This window comes from Serratia sp. PL7, assembly GCF_945957435.1.
In genome coordinates this window covers 59655-81265 of record NZ_CAMFLB010000025.1, presented here as the reverse complement: position 1 = coordinate 81265, position 21611 = coordinate 59655, and the positions used below count along the sequence as shown (strand labels likewise).

Here is a 21611-nt window from a genome sequence, read left to right as displayed (position 1 = left end):
GTTAAAACAATCCATTATCTCTATTTGCACCTGTCGGTGACTTCCGTTACCCTGCCTGCCTTTCCAATTTTGAGCTGTTTTGGAATATGCATCGCAAAATTTTATTTTTAGTCGTATTGACGGCCTCCAGCGGCACGCTAGCCAAGGGGATTAATAACTTTACCCAGGCCAAGGCTGCTGCCGCCAAAATCAACCAGGACGCCCCAGGTAGCTTTTATTGTGGCTGCAAGATCGATTGGCAAGGTAAGAAAGGCATTCCCGATCTCGCTAGCTGCGGCTATCAGGTCCGTAAAAATGCCCAACGCGCCGGGCGTATCGAGTGGGAACATGTGGTTCCGGCCTGGCAGTTCGGCCATCAGTTGCAGTGCTGGCAACAGGGTGGGCGTAAAAACTGCAACAAGGATCCGGTTTATCGCCAGATAGAGATCGATCTGCACAACCTGCAACCCGCCATCGGTGAAGTAAACGGTGACCGTAATAACTTTATGTACAGCCAGTGGCGGGGTGGCGAAGGGCAATACGGACAGTGCCAAATGAAAGTGGACTTCAAAAACAAGCAGGCCGAGCCACCGGCCCGTGCGCGAGGTGCGATCGCCCGCACCTACTTCTACATGCGCGATCGCTACCAGTTGCCGCTTTCACGCCAGCAAACCCAGCTGTTTGAAGCCTGGAACCGCCTGTATCCGGTCAGCGCCTGGGAATGTCAACGTGAAGCACGCATCGCCATAGTACAAGGGAATCACAACCCTTATATTCAACAGGCTTGTCAGCAGCAAAAAGGCTGACCTACTATAGTGCTTTCGCGCTGCCCATCGGCAGCGCCGTTTCATTGAGCCAGGATCTGACAATCATTATGCGTAAACCCCGCATTTACCATCCAGAGCCCTTGAGCGCCAGTGCAGAAATTGCATTGAGCGAGGATGCCGCCAATCATGTCGGCCGCGTGCTGCGGATGAGCGCCGGGCAGGCACTGCAACTGTTCGATGGCAGCAACCAGGTGTTTGAGGCAGAAATCACCCGGGTGGATAAAAAGAACGTGCTGGTTCAGATCAACGCCGGGCAACTGGAAGATCGCGAATCACCACTCAACTTACATCTTGGCCAGGTGATCTCCCGTGGCGAAAAGATGGAATTCACCATCCAGAAATCCATTGAGTTGGGGGTGAACGTGATCACTCCGCTATTTTCCGAGCGCTGCGGCGTTAAACTCGACGGTGAGCGCCTGGAGAAAAAGCTCCAGCAGTGGCAAAAAATCGCCATCGCGGCCTGCGAGCAATGCGGCCGCAACCGCATTCCGGAAATCCGCCCAGCGATGACTCTGGAACACTGGTGCGCCGAGCAGGACGATAGCCTCAAGCTGAACCTGCATCCACGCGCCAGCCAAAGCATCAATACCTTGCCGTTGCCGGTAGTCAGCGTACGTCTGCTGATTGGGCCGGAGGGCGGATTATCCGCCGAAGAAATTGCCATGACCACAGACTATGGATTTACTGATATCCTGCTGGGGCCACGCGTTTTGCGTACAGAAACCACCGCGCTCACCGCAATTACCGCTTTGCAGGTTCGTTTCGGCGACCTGGGCTAAGGACCTGTCTTCACAGGTTCGTAAGGAGAAGAGATGATCAAGCTCGGCATCGTGATGGACCCTATCGCATCCATCAATATCAAAAAAGACACCAGCTTTGCCATGCTGCTCGAAGCGCAGCGCCGCGGCTGGGAACTGCATTATATGGAGATGAACGATCTCTATCTGCATGCCGGTGATGGCCGTGCCCGCACGCGCCTGCTGAACGTGAAAGAAGACAAAGCGAGCTGGTTCAGCTTTGGCAGCGAGCAGGACCTGGCGTTGCAGGATCTGGACGTGATCCTGATGCGCAAAGATCCGCCGTTCGACACTGAATACATCTATGCGACCTACATCCTGGAACGGGCCGAAGTGAAAGGCACGCTGGTGGTCAACAAGCCACAGAGCCTGCGTGACTGTAACGAAAAGCTGTTCACCGCCTGGTTCCCGGAGCTGACGCCAGACACCCTGGTCAGCCGCAGCGCTGCCCATATCCGCAAATTCCACCAGCAGCACGGCGACATCATCCTCAAGCCGCTGGATGGCATGGGCGGGGCCTCTATCTTCCGCGTGAAGCAGGACGACCCCAACCTGTCGGTGATTATCGAAACCCTGACCGAACACGGCAGCCGCTTCTGCATGGCGCAAAACTTCCTGCCAGCCATCAAGGACGGGGATAAACGCATCCTGGTGGTGGATGGCGAACCGGTGCCATACTGCCTGGCGCGTATCCCTGCCCAGGGCGAAACCCGTGGTAATCTGGCCGCCGGTGGCCGTGGTGAAGCGCGCCCGTTGAGCGAAAGCGACTGGAAAATTGCCCGTGCGGTTGCCCCAACGCTAAAAGAGAAAGGGCTGATCTTTGTTGGCCTGGACGTGATCGGCGATCGCCTTACCGAGATCAACGTCACCAGCCCAACCTGCGCCCGTGAGATCGAAGCCGCATTCCCGGTTTCCGTCACCGGCATGCTGATGGACGCCATTGAAAAACGTCTGGCCGCGAAGTAGGCAGACGACGCGCCCTCTCTCATTAGGAGAGGGCATGCATTTTACTTCACAATTGAATTAACGCCATGAATTTACAGCACCATTTCCTGATTGCCATGCCCGCGATGCAAGATCCGCGCTTCAAACGTTCGGTGATATACGTTTGCGAACATAATGACGACGGAGCCATGGGATTAGTGATCAACAAGCCCGTGGAACATTTCACCGTGGAGACGGTGCTGGATAAACTCGACATCAAGCCTTCACCGCGCGATCCGGCGATCAGCCTGGATAAGCCTGTGTTCGCTGGCGGCCCACTGGCTGACGATCGCGGCTTTATTCTGCACACCCCACGCAAAGGCTTTGGCTCCAGCATTCAGATCTCACCGGCCACCATGATCACCACCTCAAAAGACGTGCTGGAAACGCTTGGCACGCCAGATCAACCCGCCGATGTGCTGGTGGCGCTTGGCTATGCGGGCTGGGAAAAGGGCCAGTTGGAACAAGAGCTACTGGAGAATGCCTGGCTGACGACCGAGGCTGACACCGACATTCTGTTCCACACGCCGATCGCCAACCGCTGGCGCGAAGCAGCCAACCGCCTTGGCATCGATATTCGCAGCATTGCCAGCCACGCAGGACACGCCTGATGACTAACCGCACCATTATCGCCTTCGACTTCGGCACCAAAAGCATCGGCGCGGCTATCGGCCAGGAAATTACCGGCACCGCTCGGGCGCTGGCGGCCTTTAAAGCTCAGGACGGTGTTCCTGACTGGCAGAAGATCGAACGCCTGCTGAAAGAATGGCAGCCAGACCTGGTGGTGGTTGGCTTACCGTTGAATATGGATGGCACCGAGCAGCCACTAACCGAACGAGCGCGTAAATTTGCCAACCGGCTGCATGGCCGCTTTGGCGTGCAGATTGCCCTGCATGATGAGCGCCTGAGCACCGTTGAGGCACGGGCCAATCTGTTTGACCATGGGGGATTCCGCGCATTGGATAAAGGCAGCGTCGATTCTGCCTCCGCCGTGGTTATTCTCGAAAGCTGGTTTGAGCAGCATCCGGGCTGATTTTCCGTGCCGGAGCAAAGCGGCTGAACATGATCGCGCCAGCCGTCGGCACAACATCCTGCTCAGATTCAGGCAACTCAAGCGTATCCGGTAGCTCAAAGCTGTCCAACGTGAGGTTGTTTATGCGGTACGGTGTCAGATTGCTTATCAACGCATAGCCCCGCCAGTCGGTAGTTACACCATACTGATTATCGACGCCGATCCCCGGCGTACCCGGCACGCTGACGATAGCTATAGTCTCTCCTAACGTCTGCCCCAGCGTGATCCCTTCCTGATGCGCCATCAGGCTACCGGAGAGTTCCATATTCTGCTGGCGATACCCTTTGCCTTGAGAATAACCGGCCCGCACCTCGCCAGCGTTATATTGATAATTGCCGCTCACGTCCTGGCTGTTGCCGTATCGCTGGCTCTGACTGGTGCTGGCGTTGTAGCTCAGGCTATAGTCGGAGAGCAAGGTTCCGCTGACGCCTATCCGCCGGCTGTCGGTCCGATCGTTAGCCAGCGTATGATCGTAGTTCAGCTTCATACGTGACACACCCAATGCACTCAACGGCAGCGAGACAGATAGCCCCAACTGGGCCTGTTCTTTGCCATACGAGGGGCGGTTATATTCCGCATACAGCGCAACGTCTACCTTACCCAGGCTGGAGCTGAAACCCATCTCGACGCTGGTCTCGCCTCTTTGATTACCCCGAGTGGCCTCTCGAACCAACGTCAGGTAGAGGCTGTCTGAATCGGACAGATACTGGTTATAACGCGCCTCCAGGCGATACTTTTTTTCCTCGTCAAAGTCACCGACAAAAATGCCGTCTTCCCAGTCCCACCAATAGGTGCTCTGCTGATCTATCGCCGTGCCAAACGTACGATAGCGCTGCCGCGGATAGTATTGTGCCATCAGGCTGAGGGAAGACTCCCAGGCAGGGAAAGCCTTGGCGTAACGCATACGCGCCATGCCGCCAGTGTCCGGCGCTGAACGCCTCGGCTGACGGGCAGATGAAAACGTGTAATCCGCCGAGATCGCCCCCCAGTGGTTAAGACTCTTACCAATCCCGACCGCCGCGCTGCGATAAATATCGGCCCCTTGGAAACCACCATACAGCGTAACCTTTCCCGGTAACCCGTAGCTAAGTGACGCCTGCGCAAAGCTCGGCTGATCCTCTTCCATGCCGTAGTAGGGTTGGTATTTACCCACCGTGGCGTCGTAGCGCCACTGGCCGACGTAAACCAGGTTAGGCATGGAGGAGTAAGGAATTTTTCGTTCAGTTTCGGTGCTATCACTTTCCCGTATTGTGACGGTAAGATCCCCCTCAATCGCGGGCGGATAGACATCTTTCAACACAAAAGCCCCAGGGGGAACAAACGTTTGGTAGATCACTTCACCGTTCTGCCGCACTCTCACTTCCGCATTGCTGCGGGCGAAACCTCGGACCCAGGGCGAAAATTGCCGCAGGCCATCCGGTAGCATCCGGCTATCTGACACCAGGCTCATGCCACGGAAGCGGACGTTGTCGAATAACGCTGACGGCGTTACGCTGTCGCCTACGGTCAGTGTGGCGCGCCAGGCTTTGATATCACGATAGGCCAATGCCTTTTCAGTATGCCAGGTCGGCTCTCCCCAGGTATCTTTCTGATAAACAGGTTGATAACGCAGTCGCCAAGGGCCGATATTGGCCCCAGCGGTAACATCGGCATACAGGCTGTCGTGACGTTGCGCAGTGTGGTAGTTTTCACCCGCATAATGGCCATAATTAAACTGGTAGTTAACAAATGCCGCATTGATACCATCATCCCAACGGCCGGCTAGCTTGCTGTCACCCAGTAAGCTAGCCGGGATATCTACCGTCAGCAATTGTGCTATCGGCTCAAAGAACACCCCAATTTTTCGGGCATTCAATACGTCAGGCAGAATACAGCCCTCAGGGGTCGTTTCCATCACCATCGCAGCATCACGTATCCCCCACTCGCGTAGCAATGGGGCATTAATACACGGCTGCTCATCCTCCCCCAGATTAACGGCCACCTCGCCCTTAAAGTTATCGTTAATAATAAGATAGACGTTATTTATTTCAGCCCTGGCACCGTTAACCAACAGGCCTAACGACATAATGGCAATATGAAAAGTGGGTTTCATTCGTTCCCTGAGTGCTAACCACAATATTTACCCAACACAAAAAGAGGCGCATCTGCGCCCCTTAATTACCAAGTCATGGCTGCTTATTTCTGTGCCGCTGCCAGTTCAGCACGAGCCTGTTTCAGCTCTTGTTTGATTTCTTTTACGTCAGCCTGCTTTTCTTGCAGTTTTTTCTCGTACTTAGCCACTTTCTTGGCGTCGCCTTTAGCCTGAGCTTCGCGCAGGTCGGCTTTAATTTCCTGGACGTCTTGCTGCTTGTCAGCCAGTTTCTGTTCCAGCTTGGTAACTTTCTTCTGCGCGTCCTGCAGCACGCTGCCGTTGGTGCAATGGGCATTCACTTCGCTCAGAGCACGCTTCAGACCCGCTACGCGGTTGTAGTTACCGTACTTCTCAGCCTGCTGGATCTGATATTCGATCGCAGCACGTTTGGCATTACAGTCATAAGCCGCATTAGCCATGGTAGAGAAGCTAGCACCCAGAACCAGAACCAGTGGCAGAACCGCTAATTTAGTAATGTTTTTCATAATGTTATCCTTAAACGTCATTACACATGGGGAACACCACGCCCCCCTTCCTGTGCGGCAAAGAATAAGGTGAAGCGGATTACCTTAAAATCTACAAAAGCCTTAATCACTCTGTAGGAAGAGACTATTCTCCTGTAGTCCGCTGTACTTTCATTAGGGTGTTGAGCATCCGTTGCGCTTCCCCTAGCACCGCTGCTGCGGTTTCCAGTACGGGGTTGTCATGCAATGACTGACAAGCTTGATTCAATTTTTCAGCATTCACCAACCGGGCCGCACCGGCCAATTTATGAGCCAACGCCCGTATGCTTATCAGGTCCATCGGTTGTTGCTTCATGTCCATGGCAAGTTGCGTGCAGTCTTCCTGTAAACAATCCAGCAACGTTTGGATGAACTCTTGCAATACCTTTGGCTGGCGCAATTCCGCTGGCAAGTCTTCCACGTCAAACGCAGGCTCCTCTTCAGTGTTCCCCGCATCAGTCAGTGGCAGCGTAGACAATTTCGTTTTTAATATGCTCAGGTTAACCGGCTTGAACAGGCAGTCATCCATTCCCGCCTGCAGACATGCCTCCCGTGCACTTTCTTGCGCATTGGCCGTCAGCCCCCAGATCACCGTAGGAGCAGACTGCTGTTCACGCTCGAGGTGCCTGATTTGGCGGCTCAGGCTGTAACCATCGCGTTCAGGCATCTGGCAGTCGGTGATAATCAGGTTGAAGCTCTCCTGCTCCAACAACTGCAGCGCCTGCTCCCCATCCCCCACCGCACTAGGCTGATGGCCAAGAAACTGCAGCTGTTGGGTCAACAACATTCTGCCCGCAGGATGATCTTCAACGATCAGGACCCGCAGTTGGGATGATGCCACCGGGGCTGGTTCCTCCAGAGGTGTTTGAGGGGGGAATTTCAGCAATCTCGGCACCGAAAGCAGCACGGTGACGTCGCTGCCAATCCCAACCTCACTGTTCAATACGATGGTTCCCCCCATCATCTCCACCAGCTTGCGGCAAATATACAGCCCAAGCCCTGTCCCGCCAGCCTCTCCATTGCCCTGAGTAAAGGGTTGGAAAAGACGCTCTTGAGTGGCTGCATCAATCCCCTTGCCAGTATCAGAAACACGTAGCCGCAGATCCGCTCGTTCTTCGCTAATCTGATCGACCGCGACACTGAGCGTGACCTGCCCCTGCTCGGTAAACTTGATGGCATTACTCACCAGATTGGATAGCACCTGCTTGAAACGCATGGGATCAACTAACACATCGCCGGTGATCTCCGCGTCAATATCCAACCTGAACGCTAACCCTTTTTGGCGTGCCACACCGTCAAATAACATCGCCACGGCTTCAATCAGGCGACGGATATCTGCACGCTGTGGATGCAGGATCAGACGGTCCGCCTCAATGCGTGAGATATCAAGAATGTCACCAATCAAGGCCAGCAGAGAATGGGCGGACTCATGTGCAACGCTCAGCAGTTCTCGATCTAAAGCTTCCTCCCGCTGCGGGCGGTTCAGCAACAGTTCCAACATGCCGATAATGGCATTGAGCGGAGTGCGGATCTCATGGCTCATGGTGGCCAGGAAAGTGGTTTTAGCCCGGTTGGCACTGTCAGCACGCTCCTTCGCCTGCTGTAACTGAGCAATCAGGCGATCGCGTTCGGTCACATCGAACCATCCGCCAATTTTTCCTTCAGCACGCTGATCTTCAGTAATCAGCAATTGGCCCCACTGCTGCAAAATGCGCGACTGGCCCCCAAACTGCATAACAGATAAAACCGGTTCCTGTTCACCGCCCCGGCCAATATCCAACGCAACAGGTAACTGCAGTGAGTAGTTCTCCAGTGAGCTACCGATCACCGTCTCTGCAGGAACATTGATGGCATTAAAAAACGGCGTATTCGCCATCACTATCTGGTCTTTCAGATTGGTGATGTAAATCGGCAAGGGCACGCTATCGATGACCGCCTGACAACGCTGCACCAGGCGGCGATTATTGCGCAACCGGCTGATAGCCAAGGCTATCACCAGCACGGCCAGCAACAGAACGATCAGTAACCACGCTGTGGAATAACAGTGGGCAAGCAATTTTCCATCACCCGGTGTCCCTTCAAGCAGATAGGTATTGTTATACCAATTGCTGGTCATCGCATGGATATCCTCTGGGGGGATATTCAGCAATGCCTTGTCGAGGATGGTGGCGAGCGGGTATTCATTACCAGATACCCCAATGACAAAACGTGCGGGTTCAGCATCCAGAGCACTCAAAATACTCAGTCCTGAGGTGGGATCTCGGGCCAGAAAGTAATCGGCACTGATCATCGGCAATACCAGGGCCTCTACCTTCCCTGATCTTAACGCCGCAATACCAACCTGTGGCGAGCTTACGCCAATCACCCGGCTGGCGGGATACTGTTCCTGTAGCTGAGCCCGTAAAGGATGCCCTGCCACCAGAGCAATCAACTGAGGAGGATCATGCTTGGTTTGCTGCGGTATTCCCACCAACACCCAGGAATTAAATAAATAGGAGCGAGTCGTTAACAAACCGTTAGGCCAGATTGCATCCAGCGTTACGCCAGCCACAATGTCGGCTTTGCCTGCTTTGATGGCATTCAACGAGTCTTGTAGTGAGTCTGCCCGGATAATCTCAAACTTCAGACCGGTACGGCTGGAGATTGCATCCATCACATCTGCAGTCAGACCACGGAACTCGCCCTGTACATCGAAGAAACCTAAAGGAGCAAAATCACCATTGACCACCACCCGTACGCTGGGGTGTTCTTCAACCCACTTTCTTTCCAGAGAGGTGAGCAACAGGTGCTCTTCCCCTAGAGACATGGGGATACCCCCATTCCAACGGCTTTGTATCTCTGCATGCGTACTTTCGGGAATCTTGGCCAGCACGGCATTCAACACCCGCTGCAGGCGCACATTCTTTTGCGCCAGACCAAAGGAAAAACCCTTGATATCCTGCGGTGGCAGCAATTGCATGCGCAGATTATTCAGATTGCCCTGGTTGATGAGATAACGGGCGACCTTGGCATCTCCGATAAAAGCATCCAGCTTTTTAAATGACAGCGCCTCCAGCGCCCGACGTGGGATATCAAAAACCTGGTACTCCGCAGCGGCAAAACGTTCGGTCAGCTTCTGATTGCCGCTATAGAGACGCTCAATGGCGATATTTTTTAGCGGACGCTGTTGCAGCAGACTGTCGGTACGCATGATCAGTGCCGGGGAGGCAAGCACATAGGGAGCTGAAAGCAGCAAACCAGGATCGTCTTGGCTTTTTACCGCAACATTGCCGATCAGATCCACCTTCCCTGTGGCCAGATCGTGACGTAAGGTTGCGCTATCCTCGTAGTAACGCACTTTTATCTGCACGTTCAGGTTATAACCGACAGCCCCCAGATAGTCAGCATTGATGCCGCCATAATCCCGCGTACCATTGGTGATATCAAAAGGAGGGTAATTCGGGGCCGCAATGCCGAAAACCAGCACACGTTTGCGGCGCAGCCATTGCCAATCCTCACTGGTTAAATCAGGCTCAGATAATTGGATCTGGCTGCGACTAAGCAGGTTAATTTCACGGAATGCCTGAACGTCCTCTGCAGAAACACCAAAGCAAAAAAACAGCAGCAAGATAACGAATTTATTTACCATCAGAACACTCATCCTGATGATGATAAAAATTAACTAACTCCTCAGGATGACTAACTTTTAATTTTTCCATCAGACGTGTCTTATAAGTGCTGATAGTTTTATTGCTTAGGATCAGGCGATCGGCAATTTCCTTATTACTAAGCCCCTCGGATAAGTAACGCAACACCGTCAATTCACGATCGGAAAGGCGAGTCAGTATATTCTTATTCTGTAGCGGAGCAGTCAGCAATGGCAATAGAGTAGCCTGCGGAAAACAAGCATAGCCTTGCAGTACCAATTGGCACAACGGAGCCAATTGACTAATGTCCTGATCTTTGTTGAAGAAGCCGCGAGCTCCGGCCCGTAACGCTCTTTCTGCATAACTCTCTGCGGGTAGGCTCGTGTAGACAACCACTTTGATATCGCTATCTACTTGGCGAATATGCTGTAAAATCTGCAGCCCATCCATTTTGTTCAGCATGATATCCAGGATCACCAACTGCGGCGTACTTTCCTTTATTCGCGCCAGGGCGTCCAAGCCGTTGGTGGCAGTAAGAATTGAATTATCACCTAATGGAGATAAAATTGCTTTCACAGCGAAACAAATTGCGGGGTGATCGTCAACAATCAGCCAGGAACTCATAAGAACATCCTTATCCTAATACTAATCCTAAAAGTAACAGCCAAAAGATAGCTGCTTAATACTGCAACGGGGTTCGCACTTAAGTTACCAATATACTTCGCTCTCGCACACAACCTCTGTGCTATTGATTACAATTAAAAATAAGGGGGAGAATAGTTAATTGATTGTGGCATTATAATATTCCCTGTGCAACACGCTGTTGCAGGCCCTGTTCAAAAGTTTGCATGCCTGACTGCGCACCGGTTTGCAATACGCTGACCAACTGATGAGTTTTCCCTTCGCGGATCATGCTGCTCACCGCCGCCGTGGCCGTGAGGATCTCGTAAATGGCAACACGCCCTCCCCCGAGCTTGCTCAGCAGCTTTTGGGCGATCACCGCCTGCAGGCTACTGGCCAACTGAGCACGAACATAGGCTTTCTCTTCCGCCGGGAAAACATCCACCAGCCGTTCCACCGCCTGTGGCGCGCTGCGGGTATGCAAGGTGGCCAAGACTAAATGGCCGGTTTCTGCCGCGGTCAACGCCAGCCGAACGGTGGTGGTATCACGCAGTTCCCCCAGCAGGATCACGTCTGGATCCTCACGCAGTGCGGCCCGCAACGCATCGTCAAAACTGTGGGTATCCCGCCCTAACTCGCGCTGCTGAATCAGGGAACGCTGGCTACGATGGATAAACTCGATCGGATCTTCCAGCGTGAGGATATGGCGGCGCTGATGCCGATTAATAAAGTCGATCATCGCCGCCAACGTGGTCGACTTGCCGCTGCCGGTAGCGCCGGTGACAAGTATCAAGCCATCTTCGCGCTGCAGCAGCGCCGGAATAATTTCCGGGGTGGTCAGTTCGGCCAACGTGGGGCACTGGCTGGCGATCCTGCGTAACGCCACGGAGACCCCGGTATTCTGCAAAAAGAAATTGGCACGCAGCCGGGTGCCACCAGCAAGGGCTAACGCCAGATCGAGCTGCCCCACCTGCTGGAGTTGCTGCCACATCGTCTTCGACAACTGCGCTTGGCACCATGCCTCCATCTGCTGTTGGGTAAGGATTTCCCCGCTTTCCACGGCCTGGAGTTCACCATCGATACGTAACATTGGCAGATGGCCGGTACAAAGGTGCAGATCGGAGGCATTATGCTTTACACTAAGAGCCACAAATTCATCGATATCCATATCAATCTCCCGGGTTAATCATGAGCACTATCCAACAGAATCTGCAGGATGTCAGGAGCCGTATTGCCGCGGCCGCTCAAGACTGCGCACGCATTCCAGAAGAAGTGACATTGCTTGCAGTCAGCAAAACCAAACCTGCGGAGGCGATCGCACAAGCCATCGCCGCAGGCCAGCACGCGTTCGGCGAGAATTACGTGCAGGAAGGGGTAGACAAGATCCAGTATTTTGCCCAGCGACCTGAAGGGGCTGGATTGGAATGGCACTTTATCGGCCCGCTGCAATCCAATAAAAGCAGGCTGGTGGCAGAGCACTTTGCCTGGTGCCACACCGTTGACCGCTTGCGTATTGCCCTGCGCCTGAGCGATCAGCGCCCCGCAGAAATGCCGCCGTTAAACGTGCTGATCCAGATAAATATCAGTGACGAGCAGAGTAAATCTGGCATTGTATTGAGTGAGCTGCCAGCGCTGGCCGAGGCGGTAGCCGCATTGCCTAACCTGTGCTTGCGTGGGTTAATGGCCATCCCAGCACCGGAACACGACTATCAGCGCCAACTGGCGACATTCGGCCAGATGAACGACGCTTTCCAGGAGCTCAAGCAGCGCTATCCGCAGGTGGATACGCTGTCGATGGGCATGACAGATGATATGCAGGCAGCGATCGCCGCTGGCAGCACGATGGTTCGTATCGGCACCGCAATTTTTGGTGCCCGTGACTACTCGCACACCACCGTATAACGAGGATTTGATGCAACATCGCAAAATTACCTTTATTGGTGCCGGTAATATGGCTCGCGCTATCATTGCGGGCCTGGTCGCCGGTGGCTATCCGGCAGCCGCCATCAGCGTTTGTGCGCCGTCAGCAAAAAACCGTGACGCCCTGGCCGCCGAATATGGCATCAACAGCAGCGCAGACAACATCACCTGTGCACAACAGGCCGACGTCGTGGTCCTGGCGGTGAAACCGCAAATGATGGCGCAGGTTTGCTTACCTTTACAGGAACAGGTCGATTTCTCCGGTAAACTGGTGCTGTCGATCGCTGCGGGTATTCTGGTGAGCCGTTTCTATCAAATGCTTGGTGAAGGCTTGAATATCGTGCGCATCATGCCCAATACCCCTTCATTAGTGGGTAAAGGGATGAGCGGGCTGTATGCTCCCGAGCAGGTCAGCCAACAGGATCGTGATTACACCCGCGATCTGATGAGTTCGGTGGGTAAAGTCTGCTGGGTCGATGACGAAAACGGCATTAATGGCGTGATCGCCGCGGCAGGCAGTGCACCGGCCTATTTCTTCCTGTTTATGGATGCCATGCAACAAGAGGCCGAGCGTATGGGGTTCAGCAGCCAGGCCGCGCGCGATCTGGTGCAGCAAGCCGCTATCGGGGCTGCGGCATTGGCCGCCGCTAATCCGGAGATCTCGCTAGCCACTCTGCGTGAGCAAGTGACCTCCAAAGGGGGCACTACCGCAGAGGCGTTGCGGGTATTCAACGAACAACGGTTGCCAGAGACCGTTGCCAAAGCCATGCAGGCCGCTGTTTCCCGTGCGCAGGAAATGGAAAAATCATTTTAACTATGCCCGATGAGTTTCAGGCCGCCAAGGTGGTCTGAAAACCAAGGGGATAACCCAGAAGTTAAGGAGAAGGGTAACTTACATGCTAACGCTGACTTTCCTGGTCAAAACCGTCGTTGATATTTACGTGATGGTGCTGCTGTTGCGCATCTGGATGCAACTGACGCGCACTGACTTTTATAACCCGTTTTCACAGTTTGTGGTGAAAATCACCCAGCCGATCGTCGGCCCACTGCGCCGCATCGTTCCTTCGATGGGGCCGGTAGATAGCGCCTCATTGCTGTTGGCATTCCTGCTGATGACCATCAAATATCCGCTACTGCTGCTGATCCAGAGCGGTACCCTGTCACTCAGCCTGTACAACTTGTTGTTTGGCCTGATTTCTCTGATTAAATCCGTCGGCTACCTGATCTTCTGGGTGATGATCATTCGCGCCTTGATGAGTTGGATCAGCCAGGGCCGCAGCCCGATTGACTATGTGATGTTCCAGCTTACCGAGCCGTTAATGGCCCCTATCCGCCGCGTGATCCCGGCGATGGGCGGCATTGATTTCTCCGCGATGGTAGTGATCCTGATCCTGTATCTGATCAACTACCTGGGGATGGATCTGTTTGGCGAGCTCTGGTTCCTGCTGTGAGTGCAGTCACCACGCACCTGGACGGGCTGGTGGTCAGGCTATATATTCAGCCCAAAGCCAGCCGCGATCAGATTATTGGCCTGCATGGCGACGAGATAAAAGTCGCCATCACCGCACCGCCGGTTGATGGCCAGGCCAATGCCCATCTCATCAAGTTTATCGCCAAGCAGTTCAAAGTGGCGAAAAGCAACGTGCTCATAGAGAAAGGCGAACTGGGGCGGCACAAGCAACTGCGCATCCTCAACCCGCAACAGATCCCGGACGTCATCACGGCGCTGATCGAATAATTTCAAGGTATCTATATATGCAAAAAATCGTTCTTGCCACCGGCAACCCCGGCAAAGTGCGTGAACTCGCCGAACTGCTGGCCGATTTCGGCTTTGACGTGGTAGCGCAAACCGAGCTTGGCGTAGACTCCGCCGAAGAAACCGGCCTGACGTTTATTGAAAACGCTATTCTCAAAGCCCGCCATGCTGCGCAAATCACCGGCCTGCCAGCGATTGCCGACGACTCTGGCCTGGCGGTCGATGCCTTGGGCGGCGCTCCGGGTATCTACTCTGCCCGCTACGCCGGTTTAGAGGCCAGCGACCAGCAGAATCTGGACAAGCTGCTGGTGACGCTGAAAGACGTGCCTGCGGGCAAGCGCGGTGCTCAATTCCATTGCGTGCTGGTGTATATGCGCCATGCAGAAGATCCCACCCCGCTGGTATTCCACGGTTGCTGGAACGGTGAGATCACTTTTGAAGCGGCCGGCGTTGGCGGCTTCGGTTACGATCCGATCTTCTACGTACCAGATTTGGGCTGCACAGCAGCAGAGCTGACGCGGGAAGAGAAAATTGCCATTTCCCACCGTGGCAAGGCGTTGAAGTTGATGTTGGAAGCGATGCGTAATGCCAGCTAACAGCGTACAACTGCCACCGCTCAGCCTGTACATCCATATTCCCTGGTGCGTACAAAAGTGCCCATACTGTGATTTCAACTCGCATGCCTTGAAGGGCGAAGTCCCGCACCAGGAATATGTCGATCATCTGCTGGCGGATCTGGATGCCGATTTGCCGCTCGCCAGCGGTCGTGCAATCAGCACTATCTTTATCGGTGGTGGTACGCCGAGCCTGTTGAGTGCCGAAGCTATGCAGGCGCTGCTGGATGGCGTGCGGGCGCGCATTCACGTCGAGGATGACGCCGAGATCACCATGGAAGCCAACCCAGGTACCGTGGAGGCCGATCGCTTCAGTGGCTACCAGCGCGCCGGGGTGAACCGCATCTCGATTGGCGTACAAAGCTTTAGCGCCGAGAAGTTAACCCGTCTGGGGCGCATTCATGGCCCGGATGAGGCTAAACGCGCGGCACATCTGGCAACCGGCCTAGGTTTACGCAGTTTCAATCTGGACCTGATGCATGGCCTGCCGGATCAGTCACTGGAAGAAGCGCTGGACGACCTGCGTCAAGCTATCGCTCTTAATCCGCCGCATCTGTCGTGGTATCAACTCACCATCGAGCCAAATACCCTGTTCAGCTCACGCCCGCCGGTATTGCCGGATGATGACGCGCTGTGGAATATCTTTGAACAAGGGCATGAGCTGTTGAGTGCCGCCGGTTATCAGCAGTACGAGACCTCTGCCTACGCCAAACCGGGTTATCAGTGTCAGCACAACCTCAACTACTGGCGCTTTGGCGACTATCTGGGGATTGGTTGTGGCGCACACGGCAAGCTGACCTTTGCCGATGGCCGCATTCTGCGCACCGCCAAAACCAAGCATCCGCGCGGGTTTATGCGGGGTGACTATCGGGACAAGCTGCATGAAGTCGAGGCGCACGATCGGCCATTCGAGTTCTTTATGAACCGCTTCCGCCTGCTGGAAGCGGCGCCACGCGCCGAGTTCGCCCAATATACCGGGCTGGATGAGAGCGTGATCCGCGCGCCATTGGACGAAGCGCTAGCCAAAGGCTATCTGCAAGAGACGCCAGAGTATTGGCAGATCACCGAGCATGGCAAACTGTTCCTTAATTCGCTGTTGGAACTTTTCTTGCCGGAAGAATAGCTTAGGTAGAATTGCAGGCTCAACTGTCACACGCTTATCTGGCAGGGGTAATAGGTTCCGTCGAGTTAAGAGTGCAGCGCTTAAAACAACGGAACCTGTTGACGTCAAACCTTAGTTAAGCGCCTTAACCAGATCCTTACGCTGGGTTTCCAGAGCCGTTACGCGCTTGCACACGTCGCGACCAAAGTTCTGGAAGTCCTGCTCCTGATTATTCCATTCGTTCTTGATGGCCTGCTGTAGCCCACCCAGATTGCCCATGATCGCCTGCAACGGGTTGCCATTGCTGTTGGCGACCTGCTTGACGCCCATTTCGTTCAGGCTGTCCTGCAATACGCCGCCCATGCTCTGCTGCACGATATTGCGGCCATCCTGCTCCACCTGAGCAATCGCCTTGTGGTGGAACGTGAGACCGTCGCTGCGATGTTCGATGATACGGTTCATCTGCTGCTTCAACTGATCGTTGAGCGTGGTCAGGCGGTTACGCACGTTGCTGTCAGTACCCAACTCCTGAACGATGACTTTATCCAGCGCTACCCGCGCCTTTTCCAGATGCTGCTGCGCGCCCTGATCGATCCAAGGTAAATCTTTACGCAATGCGTTCTGGTAGCTGAACGCCTTCTGGCGCTGGTTATCGTTCAGGCTCAATGCTTTGCCATCACGAGTGACGTCGCCGTCGGCGGTGATTTGCAGGTTACCGCCAGCCCCCACCACCTGCACGGTCTGTGGGCTGATAATCACGTCGTCCTGTGGCCTGACGCTGCACTGATACTCGGCATGCGCCTGTGAAGCCGTTAACAACAGCAAGGCCAATCCGGTTCTCTTTAACATAGTTTCTCCTGACTCCCTTCCAACCGCATGTGCGATGGAGTTAAAAAATCGAACGGCTAATGCGTTGAGACAACAGTTCTAGTGCCGCAGTTCCCGCCAATGAGTTACCGGATGCATCCAGCTCCGGCGACCAGACGACAATCGACAGTTCATCAGGGACGATGGCGATAATCCCGCCGCCCACTCCCGACTTGCCCGGCATGCCAACCCGATAGGCAAATTCGCCAGCGCCATCATACATACCGCTGGTCATCATCAGGGCGTTAATTTGCCGGGCCTGCAAGGGGCTGATCACCTCTTCACCATCAAGCGTTCGGCCCTGGTTAGCCAGGTAGACAAAGCTGCGTGCCAGCTCAACGCAGCTCATCCGTAACGCGCAGTAGTGAAAATAGGTTTGCAGCACGGTCAGCACGTCATTGTCGAAGTTACCGAACGACTTCATCAGATAGGCGATGGCGGCATTGCGATCGGAATGCTCAAATTCGGAACGCGCCACGCGAATGTCATACGACAGATCATCAACGCCTGCCAGTTGGCGCACCACTTCCAACATCCGCTGCTTGGGAGCACTCAGCCGGGTTTGCAGCATATCGCATACCACCAGCGCTCCGGGGTTGATGAACGGGTTGCGCGGTTTTCCCTGTTCCATCTCCAACTGCAGCAGCGAATTAAACGGCAGGCCAGAGGGCTCTTTCCCCACCCGCTGCCAGATTTCCCCTTCCTGATAACGCGTTAGCGCCAGCGTCAGGCTCAATACCTTGGAGATCGACTGGATGGAAAAGCGCTCCGTCGCGTCCCCGGCCTGAAACAGCTCGCCGTCAACGGTACAGACGGCGATCGCCAGCCGATCGGCAGCAACTTCCGCCAGCGCGGGAATATAGTCTGCAACCTTGCCTTGCCCAATCAACGGGCGTACCTGTTGCAGGATCTCCTCCAGCAACGCGTTATCTAATGTTGTTACCACCGCGCTCACTACTCCAGAAAGGACACCAGATAAAACAAAGGTGCCATTAAGGCACCTTCGGCAATGCTAATCGGACGGGATCAATCCCACCAGATGTCGAACAGATCGCTGGTTTTCACATCATTCAGCTTACGTGCTTCCAGCCAGTTTTTGATCAGCTCACGGTGTTCTTCAGTGCAATGACCAATCTTCTGCAGGCAGATCAAACCTTCCCACTGCAGGTAGCCACTACCGTCAAACGCCAGGCCGTTCGGCTCGATCACTTCATCGATAAACGCGTCCAGGGTGCTGTCGATATCTTCAACGGCGGTCCCTTCGGCAAAACGCCAGGCGACGGAGAAGCCCAGTTCCTGAAACTCTTCGATATGCAACTTTTTACGTAAACGACGACTACGGTTCTTAGCCATTATTCCATCCTCTCAAACATCAAATCCCAAACGCCATGTCCCAGACGCTGGCCACGTAATTCAAATTTTGTCAGCGGACGCGAGTCCGGACGCGGTACGTAATCATTGCTCTCGGAGAGATTACGGTAACCCGCGCTGCTGCTCATGACTTCCAGCATGTGTTCCGCATAGGGTTGCCAGTCGGTGGCCATATGGAATACGCCACCGACTTTTAATTTGCGCTGCACCAGCTCAACAAACGGCGTCTGTACGATGCGGCGTTTGTTGTGGCGCGCCTTGTGCCACGGATCCGGGAAGAACAACTGCACCATATCCAGTGAAGCGTCCGGGATCATATTCTGCAAGACTTCTACCGCATCGTGGCACATCACCCGCAGGTTGGCCAACTCCGCCTCATGGGCATCGGCCAGACAGGCACCCACGCCCGGCGAATGGACCTCGATCCCCAGGAAATTCTGCTGCGGGTTATTGCCCGCCATGGTGACCAGCGAAGCCCCCATGCCAAAACCAATCTCCAGCACGGTTGGCGCTTCACGGCCAAACAGCGCGGCGATATCGACAGGTTCAGCCTGATATTCCACGCCCATCACCGGCCAATAGTTGTCCAGCGCCTGCTGCTGGCCTTTGGTCAACCGCCCCTGGCGGCGAACAAAACTGCGGATACGGCGCATCGCGCGGCCGTTCTCATCAAATTCTGGGGAGATGACGTCATTAATCATAGTGCTTTCTGTCTATTTGGCTGCCAATTAGGGGAACGCGCATTATGCAAAGATACCTTGCTTTAGCAAGCGTTCATCATCATACCGGATGTGCTACTGCGGAAAGTTCCGGTTTACAGCACCATCACTCTATGCTGCAATCGCGCATCATTATTTATCTGCCGGATAGCGAACTCGCTCATGATGCAAGCACAACAGTTCTCGCACGTAGTGCTTGACTGGTACCAACGCTATGGCCGCAAAACGCTGCCGTGGCAACTCGATAAAACGCCTTATCAAGTATGGCTCTCTGAGGTGATGCTGCAACAAACTCAGGTTGCCACCGTTATTCCTTATTTTCAGCGCTTTATGGCACGCTTTCCGAACGTGCGAGCCTTGGCCGAAGCGCCGCAGGATGAAGTCCTGCATCTGTGGACCGGGCTTGGCTATTATGCCCGCGCCAGAAACCTGCATAAAGCGGCGCAGACCATTGTCGCACAGCACGGCGGTGAGTTCCCGACAACCTTTGAAGAAATTGTCGCGCTGCCTGGCGTAGGCCGTTCAACTGCTGGCGCCATTCTCTCTCTGTCCCAGGGGCAGCACTACCCGATCCTAGACGGCAACGTCAAGCGCGTACTGGCCCGTTGCTACGCCATAGCTGGCTGGCCGGGCAAGAAAGAGGTGGAAAATCGCCTGTGGGAGATCAGCGAAGAGGTCACACCGGCAAAAGGGGTTGGCCAGTTCAATCAGGCGATGATGGATCTGGGAGCGATGGTCTGCACCCGTAGCAAACCCAAATGTGAGCTATGCCCGCTCAATATCGGCTGCATCGCCAACGGCAACAGCAGCTGGGCCAACTACCCAGGCAAAAAACCCAAGCAAACCCTGCCGGAAAAAACCGCCTACTTCCTGATGCTGCAACAGGGTGATGGTGTCTGGCTGGAACAGCGCCCAGGAACTGGCCTGTGGGGCGGACTATTCTGCTTCCCACAGTTTAGCGCGCGGATCGATCTTGAACTCTGGCTGCAACAACGCGGCCTGCAAGGTAGCCGTTTAGAGCAAATGACCGCCTTCCGCCACACCTTCAGCCATTTCCATCTGGATATTGTGCCTATGTGGCTGAACATCGACAAAGCGGGTAGCGCCATGGATGCGGGTTCCGGTCTCTGGTATAACTTAACGCAGCCCCCTTCGGTCGGGCTGGCCGCGCCGGTTGAGCGCCTGCTACAGCAGTTGGCCAAACAGTCCCCGACCCAACCCGGTTTATTTGGCAACAGCGCCATTGACGAGGAATTAGCATGAGCAGAACCATTTTTTGTACCTTCCTGCAGCGTGACGCCGATGGGCAAGACTTTCAGCTCTATCCAGGGGAAGTCGGCAAACGCATCTACAACGAAATCTCCAAGGAAGCCTGGGGAGAATGGATGAAGAAGCAGACCATGCTGATCAACGAGAAAAAGCTCAACATGATGAACGTGGATGACCGCAAACTGCTGGAACAAGAGATGGTCCGCTTCCTGTTCGAAGGGCATGAGGTCCACATCGAAGGCTATACGCCACCGAGCGAATAAGATTTTCCGGGCCAGGCGCTGGCCCTTTCCCCCTGTTTAATTCTTCGCGTATACGGCTTTAACAAGATGAAGAAAATGTTAGCTTTGCTAGTGATAGCGCCTTTGCTGATCTCCTGTTCTGGCAAAAAAAACGACGTGGTCAGTGAAGCCTATGTCAAAGACACCAACGCCTTTGATATTTTGATGGGCCAATTTGCCCACAATATCGAGAACATCTGGGGGCTGAGCGAAGTTCTGATTGCCGGGCCAAAGGACTACGTCAAATATACCGACCAATATCAGACCCGTAGCCACATCAACTTTGATTCGGGCACCATCACTATCGAAACCATCGCCACCACCGATCCTGCTGCTCATCTGCGCCAGGCGGTGATCAGCACCCTGTTGATGGGTGACGATCCAGGCTCGATCGACCTCTATTCCGACGCCAATGATATCCAGATCAGCAAAGAGCCGTTCCTGTACGGCCAGGTGCTGGATAACAAGGGCCAACCCATCCGCTGGGAATGGCGGGCGGCGCACTTCGCCGACTACCTGCTGCAAAACAAGCTAAAAAGACGCACATCGGGCTTGCACGTGATCTACTCGGTGACGATGCAACTGGTGCCTAACCACCTGGATAAACGTGCACACAAATATCTGCCGATGGTTCGCCAGGCGTCTGAGAAATACGGCGTCGAAGAGTCGCTGATCCTGGCAATTATGCAGACCGAATCCAGCTTTAACCCGTATGCGGTAAGCGGTTCCGACGCGCTGGGCCTGATGCAGGTGGTGCAGCACACCGCTGGTAAAGACGTGTTCCAGAGCAAAGGTAAATGGGGCACACCAAGCCGCAGCTACCTGTTTGATCCGGAGAACAACATCGATACCGGTACTGCCTATCTGGCGATCTTGCAGAACAACTACCTGGGCGGCATTCAGAACCCGACCTCACGCCGTTATGCGGTGATCACCGCATACAACGGAGGGGCTGGTAGCGTGTTGCGGGTGTTCAATAGTGACAAGGCGAAGGCGGTAACCATCATCAACAGCATGCAGCCTGGTGATATTTATCAGACTCTGACCACCAAGCATCCGGCGGGTGAATCGCGCCGTTATCTGGTGAAGGTGAACAATGCACAGAAAAACTACCGGCGGAAGTAATCGTTGGTGGGAAAATACGGGGCTGGGGGGAGACATGTTTCCCCTCA

23 protein-coding genes are annotated in these 21611 nt (G+C 54.5%); 14 read left to right on the top strand and 9 right to left on the bottom strand.

The window, feature by feature from the left end; genetic code table 11:
- The first annotated feature begins 86 nt into the window (after positions 1 to 86).
- From endA to ruvX, 5 genes are all read left to right on the top strand, one after another.
- Positions 87 to 785 (top strand): deoxyribonuclease I, encoded by a 699-nt coding sequence (gene endA / locus N6G83_RS44755; RefSeq protein ID WP_024528353.1) that lies wholly within the window; start codon positions 87 to 89, stop codon positions 783 to 785.
- Positions 786 to 853: 68 nt separating this feature from the next.
- Positions 854 to 1585: a 16S rRNA (uracil(1498)-N(3))-methyltransferase gene (gene rsmE, locus N6G83_RS44750; protein WP_024528354.1), complete on the top strand. Its 732-nt coding sequence runs from the start codon at positions 854 to 856 to the stop codon at positions 1583 to 1585.
- 33 nt (positions 1586 to 1618) lie between these two features.
- Entirely contained in the window at positions 1619 to 2569 is a 951-nt protein-coding gene (gene gshB / locus N6G83_RS44745) for a glutathione synthase (RefSeq protein ID WP_024528355.1), read from the top strand.
- A 65-nt stretch (positions 2570 to 2634) separates the two neighbouring features.
- Entirely contained in the window at positions 2635 to 3198 is a 564-nt protein-coding gene (locus tag N6G83_RS44740) for a YqgE/AlgH family protein (RefSeq protein WP_024484035.1), read from the top strand.
- The gene (gene ruvX, locus N6G83_RS44735; protein WP_021179674.1) at positions 3198 to 3620 is read left to right on the top strand and encodes a Holliday junction resolvase RuvX; all 423 of its coding nucleotides are present in this window, start codon (positions 3198 to 3200) and stop codon (positions 3618 to 3620) included. The genes N6G83_RS44740 and ruvX overlap by 1 nt, the downstream gene beginning before the upstream one ends.
- Here ruvX and N6G83_RS44730 read toward each other — a convergent pair.
- From N6G83_RS44730 to N6G83_RS44705, 5 genes are all read right to left on the bottom strand, one after another.
- Positions 3583 to 5751 (bottom strand): fimbria/pilus outer membrane usher protein, encoded by a 2169-nt coding sequence (locus tag N6G83_RS44730; protein ID WP_211135090.1) that lies wholly within the window; start codon positions 5749 to 5751, stop codon positions 3583 to 3585. The genes ruvX and N6G83_RS44730 overlap by 38 nt on opposite strands.
- Positions 5752 to 5834: 83 nt before the next feature.
- On the bottom strand, positions 5835 to 6275 hold the full coding sequence (locus tag N6G83_RS44725; protein WP_024528357.1) for a DUF1090 domain-containing protein: 441 nt from the start codon (positions 6273 to 6275) through the stop codon (positions 5835 to 5837).
- 124 nt (positions 6276 to 6399) lie between these two features.
- Positions 6400 to 9921, bottom strand: coding sequence for an ATP-binding protein (locus N6G83_RS44720; protein ID WP_211135099.1), 3522 nt, complete (start codon positions 9919 to 9921; stop codon positions 6400 to 6402).
- Complete coding sequence (locus tag N6G83_RS54850; RefSeq protein ID WP_074029622.1) at positions 9911 to 10543, bottom strand: response regulator transcription factor; 633 nt, start codon at positions 10541 to 10543, stop codon at positions 9911 to 9913. Before N6G83_RS54850 ends, N6G83_RS44720 begins: the two co-directional genes overlap by 11 nt.
- 172 nt (positions 10544 to 10715) lie before the next feature.
- Entirely contained in the window at positions 10716 to 11708 is a 993-nt protein-coding gene (locus tag N6G83_RS44705; protein ID WP_186530227.1) for a type IV pilus twitching motility protein PilT, read from the bottom strand.
- 20 nt (positions 11709 to 11728) lie between these two features.
- Between N6G83_RS44705 and N6G83_RS44700 the strand changes: the two genes are divergently transcribed.
- From N6G83_RS44700 to hemW, 6 genes are all read left to right on the top strand, one after another.
- Positions 11729 to 12442 carry a YggS family pyridoxal phosphate-dependent enzyme gene (locus tag N6G83_RS44700; RefSeq protein ID WP_024528361.1) on the top strand — a complete coding sequence of 238 codons (714 nt, stop codon included), beginning with the start codon at positions 11729 to 11731 and terminating at the stop codon, positions 12440 to 12442.
- A gap of 10 nt (positions 12443 to 12452) precedes the next feature.
- The gene (gene proC, locus N6G83_RS44695) at positions 12453 to 13274 is read left to right on the top strand and encodes a pyrroline-5-carboxylate reductase (protein ID WP_211135108.1); all 822 of its coding nucleotides are present in this window, start codon (positions 12453 to 12455) and stop codon (positions 13272 to 13274) included.
- Between the two features lie 82 nt (positions 13275 to 13356).
- On the top strand, positions 13357 to 13911 hold the full coding sequence (locus N6G83_RS44690) for a YggT family protein (protein ID WP_021179666.1): 555 nt from the start codon (positions 13357 to 13359) through the stop codon (positions 13909 to 13911).
- A complete protein-coding gene (yggU, locus tag N6G83_RS44685; RefSeq protein ID WP_211135110.1) occupies positions 13908 to 14198 on the top strand; it encodes a DUF167 family protein YggU in 291 nt (96 codons plus the stop codon). The genes N6G83_RS44690 and yggU overlap by 4 nt, the downstream gene beginning before the upstream one ends.
- Positions 14199 to 14215: 17 nt before the next feature.
- On the top strand, positions 14216 to 14812 hold the full coding sequence (rdgB, locus tag N6G83_RS44680; RefSeq protein WP_115159327.1) for an RdgB/HAM1 family non-canonical purine NTP pyrophosphatase: 597 nt from the start codon (positions 14216 to 14218) through the stop codon (positions 14810 to 14812).
- Positions 14802 to 15953, top strand: coding sequence for a radical SAM family heme chaperone HemW (gene hemW / locus N6G83_RS44675; RefSeq protein ID WP_161711671.1), 1152 nt, complete (start codon positions 14802 to 14804; stop codon positions 15951 to 15953). Before rdgB ends, hemW begins: the two co-directional genes overlap by 11 nt.
- Positions 15954 to 16064: 111 nt before the next feature.
- Here the strand turns inward: hemW and N6G83_RS44670 are convergent, their stop codons facing one another.
- The 4 genes from N6G83_RS44670 to trmB all read right to left on the bottom strand — a co-directional run bounded on the left by N6G83_RS44670 (position 16065) and on the right by trmB (position 18871).
- Positions 16065 to 16781, bottom strand: a complete 717-nt coding sequence (locus N6G83_RS44670; RefSeq protein ID WP_065684559.1) for a DUF2884 domain-containing protein — start codon at positions 16779 to 16781, stop codon at positions 16065 to 16067.
- Between the two features lie 40 nt (positions 16782 to 16821).
- Positions 16822 to 17745: a glutaminase B gene (gene glsB / locus N6G83_RS44665; protein WP_024528367.1), complete on the bottom strand. Its 924-nt coding sequence runs from the start codon at positions 17743 to 17745 to the stop codon at positions 16822 to 16824.
- Positions 17746 to 17825: 80 nt separating this feature from the next.
- Positions 17826 to 18152, bottom strand: coding sequence for a YggL family protein (locus N6G83_RS44660; RefSeq protein ID WP_024528368.1), 327 nt, complete (start codon positions 18150 to 18152; stop codon positions 17826 to 17828).
- Positions 18152 to 18871 carry a tRNA (guanosine(46)-N7)-methyltransferase TrmB gene (gene trmB, locus N6G83_RS44655; RefSeq protein ID WP_021806299.1) on the bottom strand — a complete coding sequence of 240 codons (720 nt, stop codon included), beginning with the start codon at positions 18869 to 18871 and terminating at the stop codon, positions 18152 to 18154. Before trmB ends, N6G83_RS44660 begins: the two co-directional genes overlap by 1 nt.
- 180 nt (positions 18872 to 19051) lie before the next feature.
- Between trmB and mutY the strand changes: the two genes are divergently transcribed.
- From mutY to mltC, 3 genes are all read left to right on the top strand, one after another.
- Positions 19052 to 20152 (top strand): A/G-specific adenine glycosylase, encoded by a 1101-nt coding sequence (gene mutY, locus N6G83_RS44650; RefSeq protein WP_024528369.1) that lies wholly within the window; start codon positions 19052 to 19054, stop codon positions 20150 to 20152.
- Positions 20149 to 20421, top strand: a complete 273-nt coding sequence (locus N6G83_RS44645; RefSeq protein ID WP_024484083.1) for an oxidative damage protection protein — start codon at positions 20149 to 20151, stop codon at positions 20419 to 20421. The genes mutY and N6G83_RS44645 overlap by 4 nt, the downstream gene beginning before the upstream one ends.
- Positions 20422 to 20487: 66 nt before the next feature.
- Entirely contained in the window at positions 20488 to 21564 is a 1077-nt protein-coding gene (gene mltC, locus N6G83_RS44640; RefSeq protein ID WP_021806301.1) for a membrane-bound lytic murein transglycosylase MltC, read from the top strand.
- Positions 21565 to 21611: the final 47 nt, after the last annotated feature.